The 19574-nt window shown below is 72.1% G+C and carries 14 protein-coding genes; 5 read left to right on the forward strand and 9 right to left on the reverse strand.

The genetic code is table 11. From position 1 onward, the window contains the following. Nucleotides 1–54 precede the first annotated feature (54 nt). Complete coding sequence (locus HGB44_RS18625; RefSeq protein ID WP_061083280.1) at nucleotides 55–1227, forward strand: carboxylate-amine ligase; 1173 nt, start codon at nucleotides 55–57, stop codon at nucleotides 1225–1227. Nucleotides 1228–1439: 212 nt separating this feature from the next. Here the strand turns inward: HGB44_RS18625 and HGB44_RS18630 are convergent, their stop codons facing one another. Both HGB44_RS18630 and HGB44_RS18635 read right to left on the reverse strand, forming a co-directional pair. Continuing rightward, nucleotides 1440–2486 (reverse strand): carbohydrate kinase family protein, encoded by a 1047-nt coding sequence (locus HGB44_RS18630; protein ID WP_082768622.1) that lies wholly within the window; start codon nucleotides 2484–2486, stop codon nucleotides 1440–1442. Then, on the reverse strand, nucleotides 2483–3766 hold the full coding sequence (locus tag HGB44_RS18635) for an AGE family epimerase/isomerase (RefSeq protein WP_061083279.1): 1284 nt from the start codon (nucleotides 3764–3766) through the stop codon (nucleotides 2483–2485). The genes HGB44_RS18630 and HGB44_RS18635 overlap by 4 nt, the downstream gene beginning before the upstream one ends. A gap of 274 nt (nucleotides 3767–4040) precedes the next feature. Between HGB44_RS18635 and HGB44_RS18640 the strand changes: the two genes are divergently transcribed. Beyond that, nucleotides 4041–4919, forward strand: a complete 879-nt coding sequence (locus tag HGB44_RS18640) for an SDR family oxidoreductase (protein WP_061083278.1) — start codon at nucleotides 4041–4043, stop codon at nucleotides 4917–4919. Nucleotides 4920–5041: 122 nt separating this feature from the next. Here HGB44_RS18640 and HGB44_RS18645 read toward each other — a convergent pair whose 3' ends face one another. The 5 genes from HGB44_RS18645 to putP form a co-directional block, all read right to left on the reverse strand. Then, nucleotides 5042–5902 carry an alpha/beta fold hydrolase gene (locus HGB44_RS18645; RefSeq protein WP_061083277.1) on the reverse strand — a complete coding sequence of 287 codons (861 nt, stop codon included), beginning with the start codon at nucleotides 5900–5902 and terminating at the stop codon, nucleotides 5042–5044. Between the two features lie 186 nt (nucleotides 5903–6088). Beyond that, nucleotides 6089–7417: an acyltransferase family protein gene (locus HGB44_RS18650; RefSeq protein WP_061083276.1), complete on the reverse strand. Its 1329-nt coding sequence runs from the start codon at nucleotides 7415–7417 to the stop codon at nucleotides 6089–6091. Nucleotides 7418–7952: 535 nt separating this feature from the next. Next, nucleotides 7953–8783 (reverse strand): ammonia-dependent NAD(+) synthetase, encoded by an 831-nt coding sequence (gene nadE, locus HGB44_RS18655; protein WP_061083275.1) that lies wholly within the window; start codon nucleotides 8781–8783, stop codon nucleotides 7953–7955. Between the two features lie 131 nt (nucleotides 8784–8914). Beyond that, on the reverse strand, nucleotides 8915–9499 hold the full coding sequence (locus HGB44_RS18660) for a putative glycolipid-binding domain-containing protein (protein ID WP_061083274.1): 585 nt from the start codon (nucleotides 9497–9499) through the stop codon (nucleotides 8915–8917). A gap of 125 nt (nucleotides 9500–9624) precedes the next feature. Continuing rightward, nucleotides 9625–11187, reverse strand: a complete 1563-nt coding sequence (gene putP / locus HGB44_RS18665; RefSeq protein WP_061083285.1) for a sodium/proline symporter PutP — start codon at nucleotides 11185–11187, stop codon at nucleotides 9625–9627. A gap of 444 nt (nucleotides 11188–11631) precedes the next feature. Between putP and HGB44_RS18670 the strand changes: the two genes are divergently transcribed. Together HGB44_RS18670 and fxsT are read left to right on the forward strand one after the other, a co-directional pair. Continuing rightward, a complete protein-coding gene (locus HGB44_RS18670; protein WP_231972641.1) occupies nucleotides 11632–13500 on the forward strand; it encodes a S1 family peptidase in 1869 nt (622 codons plus the stop codon). Nucleotides 13501–13719: 219 nt separating this feature from the next. After that, entirely contained in the window at nucleotides 13720–17505 is a 3786-nt protein-coding gene (fxsT, locus tag HGB44_RS18675; RefSeq protein ID WP_168444059.1) for an FxSxx-COOH system tetratricopeptide repeat protein, read from the forward strand. A gap of 51 nt (nucleotides 17506–17556) precedes the next feature. On the opposite strand, the gene HGB44_RS18680 is transcribed toward fxsT, so the two are convergent. After that, entirely contained in the window at nucleotides 17557–17772 is a 216-nt protein-coding gene (locus tag HGB44_RS18680) for a DUF397 domain-containing protein (RefSeq protein ID WP_168444060.1), read from the reverse strand. Nucleotides 17773–17918: 146 nt separating this feature from the next. Between HGB44_RS18680 and HGB44_RS18685 the strand changes: the two genes are divergently transcribed. Continuing rightward, nucleotides 17919–18239 carry a CU044_2847 family protein gene (locus tag HGB44_RS18685; protein ID WP_082768473.1) on the forward strand — a complete coding sequence of 107 codons (321 nt, stop codon included), beginning with the start codon at nucleotides 17919–17921 and terminating at the stop codon, nucleotides 18237–18239. Nucleotides 18240–18453: 214 nt separating this feature from the next. Here the strand turns inward: HGB44_RS18685 and HGB44_RS18690 are convergent, their stop codons facing one another. Then, entirely contained in the window at nucleotides 18454–19536 is a 1083-nt protein-coding gene (locus HGB44_RS18690; RefSeq protein ID WP_082768472.1) for a ribonucleotide-diphosphate reductase subunit beta, read from the reverse strand. Nucleotides 19537–19574 lie beyond the last annotated feature (38 nt).

Genomic DNA, 19574 nt, shown 5'->3' on the forward strand with positions numbered 1-19574 from the left:
AGTCCGGGACGCCCCCGTGAGGGAGCGCCCCACGGCAGGGAGGGACCGACGCCCATGGAGAACCGCTCCACGGCAGCACACGACAGGCGGTGGCCGGTGTCCGCCGGCACCCGCACCGGGAACCGCACGGTGCCCCCGACCTTCGGCGTCGAGGAGGAGTTCTTCGTCGTCGACCCCGGCACCCGCCTCATCCTGTCGCGAGCGCCCGAGGTGCTCGCCAACACCCGCGTCCTGAGTGATCACCTGTGCGGCGAGTTCAGCCGGGCGCAGGTGGAGGCCAACAGTCCCGTGTGCGACGACGCGGGCGACGCCCTGCGCTTCCTGCGCGCGGCCCGCGGGGAGCTGGACCGCGCCGCCGGCGCCGCCGGGCTCGCCGTGGTCGCCTCCGGCACCGCCGTCCTGGGAGACCCGGCCTCGGCGCGGACCAGCGAGGGGCGCCGCTACGCCGACATCGCCGCGCACTTCGGCGCGCTGCGCGAGTCGCACGTGGTGTGCGGCTGCCACGTGCACGTGGGCATCCCCGACCGGGAGACCGCCGTGGCCGTGGGCAACCACCTGCGCCGGTGGCTGCCGTTCCTGGTGGCGCTGTCGGCGAACTCGCCGTTCCACTCCGGGCGCGACACCGGGTACTCCAGCTGGCGCACGGTCGCCTGGAACCGGCTGCCCTCGGCCGGTCCTCCCCCGCTGCTGCGCTCCCTGGCCGAGCACGAGCAGGCGGTGCGGGCGCTCTCCGACACCGGGGCGATCCTGGACCGGCGGATGGTCTACTGGGACGTCCGCCTCTCGGACCACCTGCCCACGCTGGAGATACGCGCGAGCGACGTGGCCGCCACCGCCGAGGAGGCGCTGCTGCTGGCCCTGCTCATCCGCGGCCTGGCCAGCCGCGCGCTCACCGACGTGCGCTACGGGATCCCCGTGCCGGGCATCCCCGACCAGGCGCTGCGGGCCGCCGTGTGGCGGGCCGCCCGGGACGGGCTGGAGGGCGTGGTGCCCGACCCGCTGACCGGCGAGGCGCTGCCCGGGTACGCGGCCGCCGACCGGCTGCTGCACGCCGCGCTGCCCGGGCTGCTCGCCAACGGCGACGCCGACCTGGCCTCCTCACTGCTCGACCGGGTGCGCGCGGCCGGGAGCGGGGCGGCCCGCCAGCGCGCCGCGTACGCCCGGCGGGGCAACCTCGCCGACGTGGTGGACCACCTCGTGGTCCAGACGAGGGAGGGCCTCGCCTGAGGCGGACGGCCCGCCCCGGCGCGGTTGTCCACAGGGGCTGCCGCTCGCCCCGGATCCGGGGTTTCCTGGAAACGGGGGCCCCGGGCCCGCCCGCGTCGTGCTGCCCTCGTCCGGCCCCGCCCGCCTCGTTCGTAGGAAGCCGGGGCGGCCGGGGACGGCCCCGGGAGCCACCGCACCCGGGGCCACCGCACCCGGGGCCACCGCACCCGGGGCTACCGCTGGGCCAGCTCCTCCGGCCGCCCGTCCCCGCCCGCCACCTCGGCCATGGTGGGCGGGTTCGCTCCCTCCCGGGTCACCGTGACCGCGGCGACGGAGACCGCGAACCCCAGCAGGTCCTCCAGGTCCGCCTTGTCCAGCCCGGTCAGGCGGGCCCGCGGGTCCTCCCCCAGCCGGTCGTGGCGGTCCAGCCAGTTCAGCAGGGCCCCCATGAAGGAGTCGCCCGCGCCCACGGTGTCGGCCACCTCGGCCCTCGGCGCGGCCACCGCCACCTCCTCGCCCCGGGAGACCGCGAGGGCCCCGTCGGCGCCCATGGTCACCACCACCAGAGCCGGGCCCAGCGCGGCGACGGCGTGGGCCGCCCGGGCCGGGGACAGGTCCGGGTACAGGAACGCCAGGTCCTCGTCGCTCGCCTTCACCAGGTGCGCCTGCGCGGCGTGCCGCAGGGCCAGCGCCCGGGCGGTCACGGGGTCGCCGATGACGTCGTGGCGGATGTTGGGGTCCAGCGTGAGCGTCACCCGTCCGCGTCCGTGCTCGCGGCGCAGCATCGCCTCGATCAGGCTGGCGCCGGGCTCGCGGAACAGCGCTATCGACGCGGCGTGCAGCGCGCGGACCCCCGGTTCCAGCTCCTCCGGCAGCTCCCCCGCCCGCCAGCGCCAGTCGGCGGCGTCGTCCATGCGGAAGTCGTAGCGGGCCGACCCGTCCTGGCCGAGCGTGGCCAGGGCCAGCGCCGTCGGCTCCTGTGCCGGGAGCAGCCCCGCCGGGTCCAGCCCCTCCCCGAGCAGGCGCTCGCGGATCAGCTCGCCGAAACCGTCCGCCCCGATCCGCGCGAGCAGACGGGTGGGCGTGCCCAGCCGGGCCGCCGCGACCGCCGTGTTGGCCGGACCGCCGCCGGGCGCCGCCTTGAGCACGTCGGCGCCGTGGGACGTGGGCAGCAGGTCCATGACGTTCTCGCCCACCACGACGAGCCGGGGGGAGGAACCGGACCCCGCGGCCCCTCCGGCCGGGGCGCCCTGCGCGTCCCCTGGGTTCTGGGTGGTCACGGGTTTCCTCCGGAGTTGTGGTCGGCGCCGGGCAGGAGGGCGGCCGCGATGGAGGCCGACAGCCCGACCTGGGGCAGGAGTGCCGCCTGATAGGCGTGATAGACGTCCGGCTTGCCCGGCCACACGCTCGCGGCCGGACGGTTGTCCGGGTCCAGCTCGTGGTGCCAGCTGCCGCGCTCGTGGTCCACGTGGTACCGGTCGGCGTAGGCCCACCAGCGTTCGTACAGGTCGGTGTAGGAGGCCCCGCCGGTGTGCTCCCCCAGCGCCCAGGCGGCCATGGCGGCCTCGGCCACCACCCAGTGCATGCGCTCGCGCACGACCGGCCGGTCCTCCCAGTCGAGGGTGTAGACGAACCCGTCGGCCCCGTCGACGGCCCAGCCGCGCCGGACGGCGTGGTCGAACAGCGCCTCGGCGTCGGTGCGCAGCCACGCGGGGACGGGGTCGCCCGCACGGCTGAGCGCGACCTCCAGGTGGACCAGCAGGCGCGCCCATTCGAGCAGGTGGCCGGTGGTGCTCCCGAAGGGCCGGAAGGGGTGGTCGGGCTGGTCCCGGTTGTAGTCCGGGACGGGCTTCCAGTCGGAGGTGAAGTGTTCGGGCAGGCGCCAGTCGTGCTCCGCGGCCACGCCGTGGATCAGGCGCTCGGCGACGGAGAGCGCGCGGCGGGCCCACAGGACGTCGCCGGTGGCGTCGGCCGCGGCGAGGAAGGCCTCGACGGCGTGCATGTTGCTGTTGGCGCCCCGGTAGTCCTCGGTGGCGGTCCACCCGCTGTCCCAGCTCTCGCGCAGGGCTCCCGCGGGCTCCTCCCAGAAGCGCTCCCCGATGACACGCAGCGCCTCGTCGAGCAGCTCACGCGCCCCCGGACGACCGGCGAGGGTGGCGCTGGAGGCGGCCAGGACCACGAACGCGTGCTCGTAGGCGGACTTGCGCGGAAGCTCATGGGAGCGCTCCCGGGAAGAGTCTCCCGCGGCGTCGTCCGGTACCCGGTCGAACCATCCGCCCTCCCGGGCGTCGCGCAGGGGACCGGTCGCCAGGGCCGCCACACCGTGGTCGGCCAGCCGCCCGGCGTCGGCCTCCCCCCGCAGGTGGGCCAGGGAGAACACGTGCGTCATCCGCGCGGTGATCCAGGCGGCGGCGGGCCGGTCCCGCTCCACACGCCCGTCCGCGTCGAGCCAGCCGAAGCCGTCGGACACGGCGGATCCCGCGGCGAAGCCGTACAGCCGCCGCTCCTCCTCGCGCAGCCACTCGGGGAGACCCGGGGCCGGTCGTGTCGATCGTGTCAATCCACTGCCTCCTCAAGGCGTCGGTGAGCGGGTCCACGGTATCCCGCGAACTCGACACCGCGGTAGACCGGGGAGCCCGGTCAACAGAACACGCCATCACTCCCGTGACAGAACATTCCGGACACTCGGCTCCGGGAGGGCGCCGAAAACCGGATGCGCGGACACACCCCCTCTGCCAGAGTTCACCCGGCGCCGCGCGTCCCGGCGCCCGGGGGCCGCCCGGACCCGCGGCGCGTCCGGCCCCCGTCCGTCCACGGCAGAAGGCAGGTCCGTCATGGCCCGCTCCTCCCGTTCCCCCTCTCCCGAACGCTCTCCCTCCTCCCGCTCCCCCTCCCCAGAACGCTCCGACCGGGACGCCCTCTCCCGCGACCCCCTGCCCCTGCGCGGCAGGGCCGCCCTGGTCACCGGGGCGAGCAGGCGCGGCGGCATCGGCCACGCCGTGGCCCGCCGCCTCGCCGCGTACGGCGCGTCGGTGATGGTCCACCACCACCAGCCGCACGACGCGGAGCTGCCCTGGGGCAGCGACGACCTCGCCGCCGTGCTCGACGGCGTGCGCGCGGCGCTCGGTGACCCCGGGGCCCGCGTGGCCGACGTCGGTGCGGACATGGCCGACCCCGACGCGCCCCGGCGGGTGGTGGAGGCGGCCGTCGCCGAGTTCGGGCACCTGGACGTCCTGGTGGCCAACCACGCGCGCAACGGCGGCGACGCGACGCTGGCCGAGGTGACCCTGGAGATGCTCGACGGGCACTGGGCGGTCGACGCCCGCGCGCCCCTCCTGCTCGCGCAGGCCTTCGCGGCGCGGCACGACGGGCGCCCCGGCGGCCGGGTGCTGTTCATGACCTCCGGGCAGATCCGCGGGGCGTTGCCCGGCGAGGTGGCGTACGCGTCGGCCAAGGCGGTCCTGGCCCAGATCACCCCGACCATCGCCGCCGAACTGGGCCCGCGCGGCATCACCGTGAACGCCGTCGACCCCGGACCGGTGCAGACCGGCTACATCGACGAGGACCTCATGCACCGCATCCTGCCCGGCTTCCCGGCCGGGCGCGTGGGTATGCCGGACGACCCGGCCAGGCTGCTGGCCTGGTTGACCACCGACGAGGCCTCGTGGGTGACAGGCCAGGTGATCAGCGCCGACGGCGGCTTCGGCTGCTGACGGGCCGACCACGCGCCGCCGACGGGACGCGAGGCACCTGACCTGCGATGATCTTGTACTTATAGCGAGGTTCGAGCACCGACATCGGCTATAGGTACAAGATCACGGCGCAGGGGCCGGGTTCAGTCCTGGGGACCGGGTTTGGTCACCCGCCCGGCCGCGTTGCGCGCGGCGGCCTTGGCGCTCCCCAGGTCGGCGGCGCGGCAGGTCCACCGGATGTGCTCGGCGGCCGTGACCGGGTCGTCGGCCATGGGGATGTGCCCGCTGCCGATCAGAGACACCATGCGCGCGTTGGGCACCCGGTGGTGGGCGTGCGCGGCGCTGGACGGCAGCAGCGTCCGGTCGCGGTCGCCCCAGGCGATGGTGACCGGGCACTCGATCGGCCGCGCCGTGAAGACGTACTCGGCGATGTGCGGCACGAGCCGGATGTAGGGCGCACCGCGCTGAAGGCCCCGGACGCTGAACCGGGTCGCCTTGGCCGCGGGCGACGAGGGGTCCCCGCGCAGCGCGATCCGCGCGGCCGTCCTGGCCGGGGCGGTGTTGGCCAGGCGTTCCTTGACCGGCATCGGGACGTGCGTGGCGAGGCGGGAGAGCGCGCCGACCGTGCGTATCGCGCACCGGGCGAGCCTGTCGGAGAACCCCGCCGGGGAGAACACCGTCACCGACGCGGCCAGGCCCCGGACCCCCAGTTCGAGGGCGATCGACCCGCCGAGCGAGTTGCCCGCCAGGTGCGGGCGCTCCAGTCCGTGCAGGCGGCAGAACGCCTGGATGTCGTCGGTCAGGGTGAGGACGTCGTAGGGCTCGTCGGGACCGGGCCCCGGTGAGGCGCCGAACCCCGGCAGGTCCACGCAGATGACGCGGTAGTCCGCCGAGAGCCGCCGCATCACGGCGGTCCAGCTCTGGCGGCGGTCCCCGAGTCCGTGGAGGAGGACCAGGGGGCGGCCGCTCCCCCGTTCTTCGAAGGCGATACGTGTCGGGTCCATGTTCTTCGGTCTACCCGATACGCGGACCGGTCGCGCCCCCGGCACGCGAGGCGGCCGGGAGAGCGGTTGGTCGGGCGCCCGGAAACGGGGGCGCCCCGCGCCGGGCCCAGAACCCGGTCCCCGGAACGGTGCTCCTCCGCGCCGGGCCCCGGACCGGGGCTCCCGCGGACCGGGCACGGAAGCGGGTCAGCTCCTCCGGGGAGCCCGCGTCAGCACCACGCCCGCCAGCACCGCGAGCAGACCGAGCACCGGCCCCGCGCCGAGCCCCAGGCCGGACACCGTCAGCAGCAGCATCCCGCCGCCGACCAGCGCCGCGGCGGCCAGGACGCGGACCATGCCCGGGGAGCCGCTCAGCGCCTTGGGCGGGTTCTCGAACCGCACCGCCCAGTGCGCCAGCGGCACGATCAGGGGCACCAGGACCACCAGTCCCAGCACGCCCCACAGCACCCACATGCCCGTCAGCGGCTCGGGGGTGTCGATCCCCAGACCGAACACCAGCACGCCCGCCACCACGCTGAGCGGCAGCATGTGCCACAGGTAGACCGTCATCAGCTGCGGGCAGATCCGGTCCAGCAGACGCGCCGGGCCGGGGCGCTCCGACCAGGCGCTGATCCGCTCGCGCAGCAGCACCGCGACGCCGATCTGCAGCGCGCCCATGGCGGCGAGCACCAGGGTGGGCGGGGACACGTTGGAGGACTCCGTGGCGAACACGCCCGTCATGTTGAGCGAGTAGGGGCCGAACAGAGCCAGGGTCAGCGCGACGGCCGCGCCGCCCGCCACCATCCCCGCGGCGTAGCGGAGGCGGATCGTCCCCGTCGCGTAGCGGAACCCCAGCTGGTGCACGCCCAGCCACACGAAGGCCACGTTGAGGTAGCCGACCCAGTCGGCGCCGGTCGAGAAGCGGGTCAGGTCCACGGCCGCGGCGGCGGCCAGCAGGGCGATCGGGACCCACCAGCCGAAGAGCTCCTGGGCCCGGACCAGCAGCGGGGTCGACACGACCACCAGCACGTACACGGCGAGGAACCACAGCACCATGCCCGCGGCCTCGGCGCCCACCAGGACCGCCTGGGCCGGTGCGCCGACCAGGACCAGCAGGTGGGAGGCGACGATCCACAGGGCCGCCAGCGGCACCACCGGCCAGGCGAGTCTGCGCAGTCTGCGCGCGAACCAGTCCGAGGCGGACATGCCCCGGCCCGAGGCCGAGCGCCAGCTGATGAGGTTGGCCGCGCCCCCGACGAAGAAGATCAGCGGCATGACCTGGACGACCCACGTCAGCACGAAGCCGCCCTCGGTGGACAGGACGCTGCCCGCCTCGAAGGATCCCGGCTCGTGGACCAGGACCGGCAGCCACCAGTGCTGCATGACCACCAGAGCCATCACGAACAGCCGGATGACGTCCAGGAACCTGTCCCGGCCCGCCCCGGGACGCGGTGTCCGAGGAGACGGCAGGAGGGCGGTGCCGGAGGTGTACGCCGACGACGCGCCTCCGCCTTCGTTCTCGACGGTCACGGTCATCGGTCGCTCCTTGGTCTACCCCGTACGCGTGTGCGTCCCCGGGCGCGGTGGTGCGCGGGGGCCGTGTGGCCGGGATCAGGGGGTGGCGACGCGTTCTCGAACGCGCCCGGTGGCGTGGCCGCGTCAGCTCTGCTGTCGGCGACGCGTGGTAACGAGAGTAGGTCCGGTCGGGTGGTGGCCGCGATGGATCTGACGCCCCTCTCCGAGGGGCGGTTCGCCCGACCGTGGAAGGTGGTGCCTGCACCACCGCGCGTCGGGGCACGGCGGGTCGGGGACCGTCTTCCCCGGGCGGAGGGCGCGGACGCGCCGAGCGGTCCTCCGGAAAACCCGGGAGAGTTCCCGCACACGGTACCCCGCGAGCCAGCGTACGCGGAACCCTCGGGGGAGGTCCGTGTGCGGAGACGGAACAGCTGTCCGGAGCGGTCGGGGCGCGCGACACCGGTGCGAGGGCCCCGGGAGCGAACGGAATCGGCGGCTCAGGCACGAGCGGGACCGGCGCCCGGGGCGGGCCCTGGGCGCCGGGACCCCTGGAACCCTAGGGCGCGGTGGGCAGCGCGCGCTTGTGGGCGGTGACGCGGTACCGGTCGACCAGCGCGGTCTCCACGTGCTCGGGCACCGGCAGGCCCTCCAGGAAGTCGTCGATCTGCTCGTAGGTCAGACCGAGCGCCTCCTCGTCCGGCTTCTGCGGGGCGAGCGTCTCCAGGTCGGCGGTGGGCACCTTGCGCACCAGGTCCTCCGGAGCGCCCAGCTCGGCGGCGACCGCGCGCACCCGGCGCTTGGTCAGCCCGGTCAGCGGAACGAGGTCCGCCCCGCCGTCGCCGTACTTGGTGAAGAACCCGGTGACCGCCTCGGCCGCGTGGTCGGTGCCGACGACCAGTCCGCGCAGGCCGCCCGCGACCGCGTACTGGGCGATCATCCGCTGCCGCGCCTTGATGTTGCCGAGGACGAAGTCCGCCGAGGCGTCGCCGGAGTAGATCATCCCGGAGGCCGCCAGGGAGTCGGCCATGGCGTCGCTGGCGGGCCTGACGTCCACGGTGAGGCAGCGCTCGGGGGCCGTGAACGCGACGGAGCGGGCCGCGTCCTCCTCGTCCCTCTGCTCGCCGTAGGGCAGGCGCATGGCGACGTACTCGCACTCGTGGCCGTTCTCGCGGGCCCGGTCCACCGCCAGGCGGCACAGGCGCCCGGCGGTGAGCGAGTCCACGCCGCCGCTGATGCCCAGGACCAGCGCGGTGGAGCCGGTGCTGATCAGCCGCTCGGCGAGGAAGGCCACACGGCGTTCGATCTCGACGTGCACGTCGAAGTGCTCGGGCACCGCGAGGTCGCGGACGATCTCGCGACGGGCCTGGCTCAGCTCGGTGTCGGTCACTGCGGTCCCCCGTGGATGTGGTGCGTGTGCCCGCCGATTATCGCCTGTCCCGCGTTCGGGGACGAGTCCGGGGAGTGTCCGGAACCGGAAGGGGCGGGGAGGGGGCGAGCCCCCGGGGGTTCGGGGCGGTCTCAGGAGTCCGTGCGCAGGCGGCGGGCGAAGCGCTCGTAGTCGACGACCACGCCGTCGCCGTCCACCGACAGCCGGTACTCGCCGTGCAGGGGGTCGCGGTAGGTGTAGCGCTCCAGGCCCTCCTCGGCGGGGTGCCGGGTGTAGCGCTGCCTGACCCGGCGCACCCGCAGGGAGGGGATGTCGATCCAGACCACCGCGATGTCGCGGTACTCGCCCGGGCGCAGGCCGAGGCGGCGGATGGGCAGGGTGTTGGTGAGCGGGGTGGCGGCGACGTCCACGTCCAGGCAGCCCACCAGCCCGGGGAGGGGGACCCCGTCGGGCCCGGTCCAGTGGCCTCCGTGGGCGTCGAGCGTGACCGACTCCAGGCCCTGGGAGGAGAGGACCTCGGCGCGCATCCACCGGGTCGTCCACGCCAGGTCGGTGCGGACGCTGAATCGGGTGAAGAACCTCTCCTCGCCCACCACGACGGTCTCCCCGGCCTCCAGGCGGTAGCCGTCGGGCTCGGGGAGGAGCGTGCCCAGCCCGAGCCCCTCGGGGACGTCGGTCCGGGTCCACACGGCCGGGTGTTCCGTCAGTGACGACATGTCACCGTTCTACCGTTCCGGGGTCGGGTGCGCCAGAGCGGCCCTCGGCCCGCGCCGCGGGCACGGTACGGGCCGGGAGGGGCCGGGGCGGTCGCCGCCCCGGCCGTCGCCGGTGCTGCGGCCGGTCAGGCCCGGGCGGACTCTCCCGGGGCGGAGCCGGTCCCGCGGATCTCGGCCTCGACCCGGTCGAAGTCGCTCTCCATCTGCGGGGTGGCCCTGGCCAGGCCGTTGAAGACGAAGACGGCGGCGACGCTGAGGATCACGGCCGGGACCATGGCGTACAGGCCGGTGCCGAGGAAGTTCGCGTCGAGGACGTCCCACACGATCGCGGTGGTGCCGCCCGCGATCATGCCCGCGAGCGCGCCGGACCAGCTCATGCGCTTCCAGAACACGGAGAGCACCAGGATCGGGCCGAAGCCCGCTCCGAAACCGGCCCAGGCGTAGCCGACCAGGTCCATCACCGACTGGTCGCCCCACAGGGCGATGGCGGCGGCGCCCAGGGCGACGGCGACCACGGTGACCCGGCTGATCCACAGCAGCCTCTTCGGGGCGGCGTCGCGGTCCACGAAGGCCCGGTAGCCGTCCTCGGTGAGCGCGGACGCGGCGACCAGCAGCTGGGAGTCGGCGGTGCTCATGACGGCCGCGAGGATGGCGGCGAGCAGCAGCCCGGCGACCAGCGGGTGGGTCAGGGCCTCGATCAGGAGCGGGAAGACCTGCTCGGAGTTCTCCAGCGGGGTGTCGAAGTAGGCGATGCCGATGAAGCCGACCAGCACCGCCAGGACCATGGCGGTGACCGCCCAGGCCACGCTGATGGTGGCGGCCTTGGGGATGTCCCGGACCGAGCGGATGCCCATGTAGCGGGACAGGATGTGCGGCTGGCCGAAGTAGCCGAAGCCCCAGGCCAGACCGGAGACGATGACGACCCAGCCGAGGGTGTCGGTGCTCACCCACTGGCCGAGCTCGGCGTCCAGGGAGGTGCCGCCGACGGCCGACAGCAGCCCGGTGCTCTGCTCGGACACGCCCTCGGACAGCCCGGCGAAGCCGCCGAGCATGGTGATCGCGACGACCGGGACGATCAGCAGGGCGATCCACATCATCGCGGCCTGGACCACGTCGGTGTAGGACACCGCGAGGAAGCCGCCGAGCACGGTGTAGAGCACCACGATGCCCACGCCGATGGCGATGGCGGGCGCCGGGCTCAGGCCGAAGATCTGGTCGAACAGGGCGGCCATGGCGACGAGCCCGGAGGCGACGTAGAAGAAGTAGAAGACGATGATGAGCACCGCCGAGACCCCGCGCAGCAGCCGGGTGGGGTCGTTGAAGCGGTTCTCCAGGAAGGAGGAGAGGGTCAGGGAGTCGGAGTCGCCACCCGAACGCGCGTCGGTCACGCGCTCGGTGTACACCCGCAGGCGGGGCGCGAGGAGGATCCAGCTACCGGCGAAACCGCAGGCCAGGCCGACGGCGATCCAGGCCTCCCCCAGACCGGAGACGTAGATGGCACCGGGCAGCCCGAGCAGCAGCCACCCGCTGAAGTCGCTGGCGTTGGCGCTCAGCGCCGCCACCCAGCTGTTGAGCTGTCTGCCTCCGAGCACGAAGTCCGACTGCGAGACGGTGCGCTTGTAGGCCCACAGCCCGATGGCCACCATGACGGCGAGGTACACGCCGAAGGTCGCGACGGACCAGAGCATGGACTCGTCCAAGACCCTGCCCTCCCTTCCCTTGAGCGCGCGGACGAGAGCCTTACGCGCTGTTTATGGACATTGCGGGAGATCATTGCCCTTTGTCCGGCAAGTCACAACGCCCGTGTGTGGAACAACACCGCTTTGAGATCTCGTCGAGTTCTCGACCAGGCACTATTGTCCGTCCGGCCATGCAGGGGCGCCGGTGTTTGTCGGATCGGACATACGCGGGCCGTCCGCCCACCCCCCTGAGAGCACCTGTGACGCGCATCACATCCCTCCGGGGCGCCGGAACCCGTGGGTACCGGTTTCCACGCTCGTCCTTATGGCTCCCTTCCGCCACAGAGATCACTCGTGGAACTCTGTTCCCTCCGCTCCAGTGCCTCTTGATTCACCGCTGCCCGAGGGGGAATTGTTCCGAGAAAAGTTGACATCGAGAGAGGTCTCCCGAACGTGGCCGCCCCCCATACCCCGCGTGGTCTGCAACCCAACGAGCCCTCGTGGCAGATGCGTGTGCTCGACCAGTACGACACCGTGGGCGGTGCCGTGCTCCTGTCCCCCGGCCTGCTGGTCACGTGCGCGCACGTCGTCAACGCCGCGCTCGGCCTCGACGGGGACAAGGAGGAGCATCCGGGCGCGCTCGCCACCGTGCGCCTCAAGTCCTTCGACGACCGGGAGTGGGAGGCCACCGTCGACACCCAGCTGTGGTCGGCGGGCCCCGACAGCCGCGACCTGGCCGTGCTGCGGCTGCGGGACGCGGGCCCCGACACGTCCTTCCCCGTGCTGAGGGAGTGCGCGAGCCTGGAGCCGCGGCAGCCCCTGTACACGGCGGGCTACCCGGAGGGCATGCGCTCGCTCCAGGCACCGCTGGTCTGCCAGGGGCCCGGCGGGCCCACCGGGCTCACCCACCAGGTCGAGACCCCCGCCTCGCAGCCGGTTCGGATCACCGGCGGCTTCAGCGGCTGTGCCGTGCGCACCGGGACCGGCGAGCTGGTGGGGATCATGCAGAAGACCCACCACTACGTGTGGAACGACCCCGACCGGCCCTCGGGCATCGCGTTCATCCTCCCGGTCGAGGAGCTCGTCGGCGAGCGCGACGGGGGCGATGTCGTCTCCGCGCAGCGCCTGGCCGACGAGTCCCTGTGCGGCAGGGAGGCCTACGACAGCCTGCACGACCTGCTGGACTCGGTCTCCCTGGAGGCGGTCCCGCCGGAGGACCTGCTGCGCCCCAGCGAGGCGCGCAGGGCCAGGCGGCACGGCGCGGGCACGACCGCGTGGCGGGTCCTCACCGCCCTGTGGGACCTGGTTCCGCCCCTGGGCGAGCCTCCGCCCCGGGTCGCCTGGGTACACCACGTCCACCAGGAGATCCGGCGCCAACGACCGCTCCCGCCCGCGGTGTGGTCCTGGATCAGGAGGGAGGCCTCCCCGATGGGGCGCGACTGGGAGGAGGTCCTGACCCGCGACCGGGACCGGCGGCTGCTCAGGAACCGGGAGCCGAACGCTCCCGCGGCACCCCGCGACCGCCGTTCCGTGCGGCCGCCCGGAACGGTGGTGACCTTCGAGCTGGAGCCGGTGACCGGCGGCTACCGGCTCCTGCACAGCATCAACCACCGGGATGAGAGGGGCAAGCTGCCACAGAGCACGAGGCTGGTCGGCGAATCGGAGATCTGCGACGAGATCGCCGACCTCATGGGCGAGGCCACCATGCAGATGTTGATCACGCCGGACGAGGACTCACTGCGGCTGAGCGTCCTGCTGCCGAGGGAGCTGCTGCACCTGAGCCTGGGACAGGCCAGCCCGCACCGCGACCTCGTGGCGTTCCCGCCCCTGCTCTGCACGATGTACGAGATCGTCTACCACGTGCGCGAACGCGTGACGGCACCGCACTACCTGGGCGCCTCGGACCGGTGGCGCACACGCACCACGCGGCAGCGGGCCCGGCCCCTGGTGGAGGACCGCAACGTCCTCACCTCATGGAGGCAGGAGGCGAACGAAGTGGCCAACGTCCTCTCCGACCTGGACCTGACGGTGCTCGTCGTGGACGACGAGAGCCCGGACCTACGGCACGTCTACGACGCGGCCCTGTACCAGGGGGTCCCCACCATCATCAGGGGCCCCAAGAGCGCGATCCTTCCCCTTCTCCAGGAACTGCTCGACCGGGAACCCGACGCTCGGGTGCGGATATCCGGGCTCCCCCGTTATCTGCGCGACAGGGCGAGGGAGAATTCGGACAGCAGAAAAATCGCGATTATCCATGACTCCTTTGAGGACACACTCCTCCGGAACGCTCTCGGCGGCCCCGGCGCCCCTGAGAGCCCTTGAGCCTGGGGGATGATGGAGGGGCCCGGCACGCCGGGCACGGCCGCCGCACACCGGTCGTATTCGCGTCCGAACCGCAACGGATCCCCGTCCCCGCGGAGAAGCCGGCGTCTTTCCTGGCTAGAATCTCTCTGATTGGATAGGAGAACCAGGGAGGTATTCCCAGAGGGGCAACGGGGACGCGCCCACCGATTCGGATTTTAGGTCCATATTAGGACAAAGATGGATGATCTGTCGCACAGGTATCGCAACGCACTCGGCAACCTGACAGACGGGCCGTCCCGTCTGGCCGTCCTCGTCGACTCCTCGTCCCTGATGGACCTGCACCAGCGCAGTGTCGCGGAACTGGTCGAGGAGGCCGAGCGGGCGGGGGCGACGGTCGTCCGCTTCCACCCCGGCCACGCCGCGCACGCGCCGAGGATCCACGGCGCCGAGGCGGCCGTTCTCGTCACCGACACCCAGGACCGGGGTTGGCGCCAGCCGAAGCTGCGCTCCTGGGTCGCCGCACTCGCCTCGCGGATCCCCACCGCCGTCCTGCACCTCCTCGACCGCTCCGTGTGGTCCGGGGGGCCGCTCGCACCGCAGCCGATGCGCATGACGGCCCCGTCCCCCGTCTCCCCCGCCTCGTGGACCCTCGCACGCGCCCCGGACGAGGGTTCCGACCCCGTTCTCCCCGCCGACGCGGCGGTACTGCCGGTCCTGGAGTGCGGACCGGAGGCCCTGGCGGAATGGGGCTCGGTGCTGGACGGCGGAGTCCGGGTGTGGGAGGCCGACGTGTGCGTCCTCCCGCCCGACGGCGCACGGCCGCCCAGCACCGCCCCCTGGGAGGCCGACCCCGTGTCGCGCTTCCTGTCCCACGCCTCGCGCGGGGCCCGCGAACTCGCGGTACGCCTCACCCAGGCACCGGTGAACCTACCGGTCGCGGAGCTGATCCAGCGCAACATCCCCCACGCTCCCCGCGACGGGCGCCTCGCCGTCACCGAGATCGCCGAGGTCTTCGGCGGCGAGCTGATGGACCCGACACTGCCCGCCGGCGACCTGCACGACCCGGCCGCCACCGCCCTGGAGTTCCTGCCCGGAGTGCGCAGGGACCTGCTCGGCAGGTTCGGCGACCTCAGCGTCATGCGGTCGGTGTACTACTCGCTCGGCATCGAGTTCAAGGACTCCGCCCGGATCTACCAGTGGCTGGCCCGGATCGAGACCGGAGCGCCCCTCGTCCCCTCGCTCGACGGGGAGGAGGGCCTGGCCAGGGCCGTGCTCCCCGCGCTGTCCGAGATGCCCGGCGAGTACCGGCGCTTCGCCGAGCACCTGCGCGCCGCGCTGGAGGGGGACTCCGGTCCCGCGGTCCCCGACGCCGCCCCCGCTCCCTCCACCACCGCACGCCGCACGACCGCCGCACCCCGAGAGGAACCGAGTCCGACCGTGACCGACACCCACGCCTCCGAGACGGAGTCCGCCCCCTCGGAGCCCACCGCCCTGCGCCCCCGGAGCCGTCAGCCCCGGACCAGGTCCCTGGCCAAGCTCCGCGGCGTGCCTCCGCACAACCTCAACTTCACCGGGCGCGAGAAGATCCTCGAACGCGTCCACGGCCTGCTGGAGGAGTCAGCGGGCGGGATCTACCTGCTGTCGGGCGGGGGCGGCATCGGCAAGACCCAGATCGCCATCGAGTACGCGCACCGGTACCGGGACGACTACGACCTGATCTGGTGGATCACCGCCAACAGCCCCGCCGACATCCAGCAGTCCTACATGCACCTGGCCCGGCACCTGGGTGTGGCCGAGGACGGCGGCAACCTGGAGAGGACCGCCCAGCACGTCCGGGACGTGCTGGAGAGCGACCCCGAGGTGGGGCGCTGGCTCCTCGTCCTCGACGACGTCTCCGACCTGGACCAACTGGGTGCGGGGGAGATCCCCACCAACGGCCCCGGCGACATCATCATCACCTCACCCGACCAGAGCTGGATCCCCAGCGGGCGCAGCGAGGGCTCGGTCGTGCCCAGCCTGACCCCGGAGGAGAGCGTCGCCCTGCTCCGCAAGGTCTGCCCCCAGGGCCTGGAGGACGACGGGGACGCCCTCCGGATCGCCGAGCGTCTGGAGCACCTGCCCCTGGCCCTGGCCCAGGTGGGCTCCTACCTGCGCGACTCCTTGATGAGCGTCGAGGACTTCCTCCAGCTGATCCAGGACAAGTTCGACGACTTCGTCACGCACGTGGAGTCGGAGGACCTGTACCCCCTGCCGCTGGCCGCCGCCTGGAACATGCAGCTCGACGACCTGCGGCGCGGCACGGGAGGCGACCGCGCGCTCAAGCGGATGGTCCGCGAGTTCGTCCAGCTGTGCGCGTTCTTCGGCCCCCGCCCGCTGGCGCGCACCCTCTTCCACCGGGCACGGGGTCTGAGCGCCAATCCCGAGCTGGCGCAGATCCTGGGCAACGAGATGGCCCTGTCCAGGGTGCTGCGCTACGTGAGCAGGCACAGCCTCGCCGAGTTCGACCGGACCAAGCACACCTTCCAGATGCACGTCACCTTCCAGACGGTCGTGCAGAACACGCTCGGCGACGAGGAACGCGTACGTTACCGGGACCTGGCCCACCGGCTCCTGGCGCAGAGCGACCCGCTCGGCCCCGAACTCCCGCAGAACTGGCCCGAGTACCAGCTGCTGTTCACCCACGTGACCGCCTCGGAGGCCTGGCGCAGCCACGACCTACAGGTCCGCGGACTGGTCTACAACGTGATCATGTACCTGGTGGAGACGGGGAACGACAACGAGGCCCTGAACCTGGCGGACCGCGCCATCGAGTCCTGGTACGACGACACCGCACAGCGGTTCCAGGTGCAGCTGCTCCGCGCCCGGCTCCTCCGCGCCCAGGGCGACAACGAGACCGCCCTCTCCGAGGCCGAGCGGATGTACGCGGAGCAGACGGAGCTGGAGGGCGCGGAGAGCGAGGAGGCCCTGGACGCCTACCGCGCACGGGCCACCGCCCTGAGCAACCTCGGCCACTACGGCGAGGCCCTGACCATGTTCGAGGACATCCACCGGATCAGGATCGCCCGGTTCACCGAGGACGATGAGAGCACCCTGAGCCTCGCGCATGACATCGCGGTCTGCCTGCGCCGCCTGGGCCGGTTCCAGGACGCGCTCGACCTGGACCGCCGTACTCTCGAACAGCGCAAGTACGTGTTCGGGACGAACGGCATCCCCACCCTGCGCACGCGGCTGTCCATCGGTCTGAGCCTCATGGCCCTCGGGCACCTCCAGGAGGCCCGGGAGACGCTGGAGGACTGCCAGCGGCGCTTCGACGCCGCCGAGGCGGACGCCAGTGTCCACACCGCGGACATCCCCGTCTTCCTCTCCGTGGTCCACCGCAGGCTCGGCGACCACGACCTGGCCCTGGAGCTGTCCGGGCAGGTGCGCGACGCCAACGCCCAGCGTCACGGGCCGCACACCAGGCCGATGCTGCACATCAACAGCATCCACATGGTGAACCTGGCCCTCACCGGCCGGGTGGAGGAGGCCGAGGACCTGGCCGAGGACCTCCTGGAGCACATGGACGAGGAGTTCTCCAGCCGCCACCTCTTCCCCTGGGCCTCCCGGGCCAACGCGGCGATCGTGTTCCGGGCCGCGGGCGAGTACGAGCGGGCGTACGAACTCGACCGCGCGGCGTCGGAGGAGATCCGCGGCATCTTCCCGGACGCGCTGATCACCCTGGCCGCGGTCGAGGTCAACCTGGGCAACGACCTGTTCTCGCTGGGACGGCTCAAGGAGGCTCGCGCCCAGGACACGGCCAGCGTGGAGCTGTGCCTGGAGAGCCTGGGCGAGCACCACCTCTTCCTGACCACCGCACGGCGCAACCTGCTGATCAGCCGCCGGGCGCTGGGGGAGGACGTCCGGGAGGAGTGGGGAGCCCTGCGGGACCTGTACGCCGCCCGTTTCGGCCCGGACCACCACTTCGTGACCACGATGGCGGACTTCGTCCGGTTGGACACCGACATCATCCCGGTCGGGGGCTGAGACACGGGTCCGGGAAACGCCCAGGAACGCTCCGGATCGTAGGACGCGACGTCAGGAGAGGGACGAGAGAAGGGACAACCACTCCTGACGGCCGAATACCAGCACACACCCGCCCGGATGGCGTGAATCGCGGAAGAGCACCCGGTGAGGTCCTCCCAGAGAGGCCTCACAGCAGTTCTCATGCCCTGCGGACCTTGACGACTTACGCCATCCGGTGCCGTCGCGTCCGTCGCACCAGCGGGCACGCGCGTCGTTTCGCCCGGTCATAACTGGTTCGTCCCACCGTTTCCTCCGCGCGGACGGCAGCGGAATCTCGCCTTTTGCGGACACTTGCCAGTATTTTACTTTCCGAGCTCTCCCACAGGAATAGCTTTCCCCTCCTCCAAGGAACGTGTGAGGTCAAAGTGAACAAAGTGATCGACTTCGTCACCGATGACGGCACCGTGGTCAGCATCGAGTCGCTTCCCACCCGCAGGGAGGGCGCCTCCAACGTCTCCAAGAGGTCAGAAGAGGCCACCGGCGACAAACGGCTCGACGACGTCCTGCTCCGGATCCGCAAGGTCGCCGAGGCGGTGTCCGGGCAGTTGCGGGAACTGTCCTCCGCCTCCCTCGCCCCCTCGGAGACCGAGGTGGAGTTCGGGGTGAGCGTGACCGCCGAGGCCGGGGCCGTGGTCGTCAAGGGGAGCGCGGAGGCCACCTTCAACGTCAGGATGACCTGGTCGGGCAAGGGCTGAGCACACACGGCGGTGGCCCGGGTCGCACGCCACGACCCGGGCCACCGCCGACGGGAGGGGAACCCTCCGGTAGGCCGGCGCGGTGACCGGAAAGGTTCACCGCTCCGGCGCTGACCAGCGTGATCTTGTACTTATAGCGCGCCTCGACCGTCCAACCTCGCTATAAGTACAAGATCACCACGGAGAAAAACCCCCTGGTTCACACCAGCAACATCTAGTCCCAGTCCAGGCCGCCGCCGGTCTGGTACTCGATGACGCGGGTCTCGAAGAAGTTCTTCTCCTTCTGGAGGTCCATCATCTCGCTCATCCAGGGGAACGGGTTCTCCGTCTCACCGAAGATGGGCGCCAGGCCGATCTGCTCGGCGCGGCGGTCGGTGATGAAGTGCATGTACTTCTCACACAGCTCCGAGTTGAGGCCGAGCACGCCGCGCGGCATGGTCTCGCGGCCGTAGGCCACCTCCAGCTCGCAGGCCTCGGTGAGCATCTGCCGGACCTCGGCCTGGAACTCCTCGCTCCACAGGTGCGGGTTCTCGATCTTGATCTGGTTGATCACGTCGATGCCGAAGTTCAGGTGGATCGACTCGTCGCGCAGGATGTACTGGTACTGCTCGGCGATGCCGACCATCTTGTTGCGGCGGCCCAGCGACAGGATCTGTGCGAAGCCGGTGTAGAACCACATGCCCTCGAAGATCACGTAGAAGGCCACGAGGTCGCGCAGGAAGGCCTGGTCGGCCTCCGGGGTGCCCGTGCGGAACTCGGGGTCCTCCAGGTTCTGCGTGTACTTGAGCGCCCAGGCGTCCTTGGCGGTGATCGAGGGGACCTCGCGGTACATGTTGAAGAGCTCGCCCTCGTCCAGGCCGAGGCTCTCGCAGATGTACTGGAAGGTGTGGGTGTGCACCGCCTCCTCGAAGGCCTGGCGCAGCAGGTACTGGCGGCACTCGGGGTTGGTGAGCTGCCGGTACACGGCCAGCACGATGTTGTTGGCCACCAGCGACTCGGCCGTGGCGAAGAAGCCGAGGTTGCGCTTGAGCATGAGGCGCTCGTCCTCGGTCAGCCCGTCCCTGGACTTCCACAGCGCGATGTCGGCCTGCATGGCGACCTCGGTGGGCATCCAGTGGTTGTTGCAGCCCGCGAGGTACTTCTCCCACGCCCACGTGTACTTGAGCGGGAGCAGCTGGTTGACGTCGGCGCGGGCGTTGATCATCGCCTTGTCGTCGACGTTGACGCGCTCGGCGTCGCGCTCGATCTCACCGAGGCCGCTGGTGGCGCTCGCGCTGTTCTCGGAAACTGCGGTCATGCTGGGGTTTCTTCCGTTCTCCGGACGTACCGGAAGGG

It is taken from the genome of Nocardiopsis alborubida (assembly GCF_012396365.1).
In the GTDB taxonomy this organism is placed as follows: domain Bacteria; phylum Actinomycetota; class Actinomycetes; order Streptosporangiales; family Streptosporangiaceae; genus Nocardiopsis; species Nocardiopsis alborubida.

Bases quoted from the DNA above. Each gene is read 5' to 3' on its own strand.
- HGB44_RS18625 (WP_061083280.1), top strand. From the start codon at position 55: ATGGAGAACCGCTCCACGGCAGCACACGACAGGCGGTGGCCGGTGTCC.
- HGB44_RS18640 (WP_061083278.1), top strand. From the start codon at position 4,041: ATGGCCCGCTCCTCCCGTTCCCCCTCTCCCGAACGCTCTCCCTCCTCC.
- HGB44_RS18645 (WP_061083277.1), bottom strand. From the start codon at position 5,902: ATGGACCCGACACGTATCGCCTTCGAAGAACGGGGGAGCGGCCGCCCC.
- HGB44_RS18650 (WP_061083276.1), bottom strand. From the start codon at position 7,417: ATGACCGTGACCGTCGAGAACGAAGGCGGAGGCGCGTCGTCGGCGTAC.
- HGB44_RS18660 (WP_061083274.1), bottom strand. From the start codon at position 9,499: ATGTCGTCACTGACGGAACACCCGGCCGTGTGGACCCGGACCGACGTC.
- putP (WP_061083285.1), bottom strand. From the start codon at position 11,187: ATGCTCTGGTCCGTCGCGACCTTCGGCGTGTACCTCGCCGTCATGGTG.
- fxsT (WP_168444059.1), top strand. From the start codon at position 13,720: ATGGATGATCTGTCGCACAGGTATCGCAACGCACTCGGCAACCTGACA.
- HGB44_RS18680 (WP_168444060.1), bottom strand. From the start codon at position 17,772: ATGACCGGGCGAAACGACGCGCGTGCCCGCTGGTGCGACGGACGCGAC.
- HGB44_RS18690 (WP_082768472.1), bottom strand. From the start codon at position 19,536: ATGACCGCAGTTTCCGAGAACAGCGCGAGCGCCACCAGCGGCCTCGGT.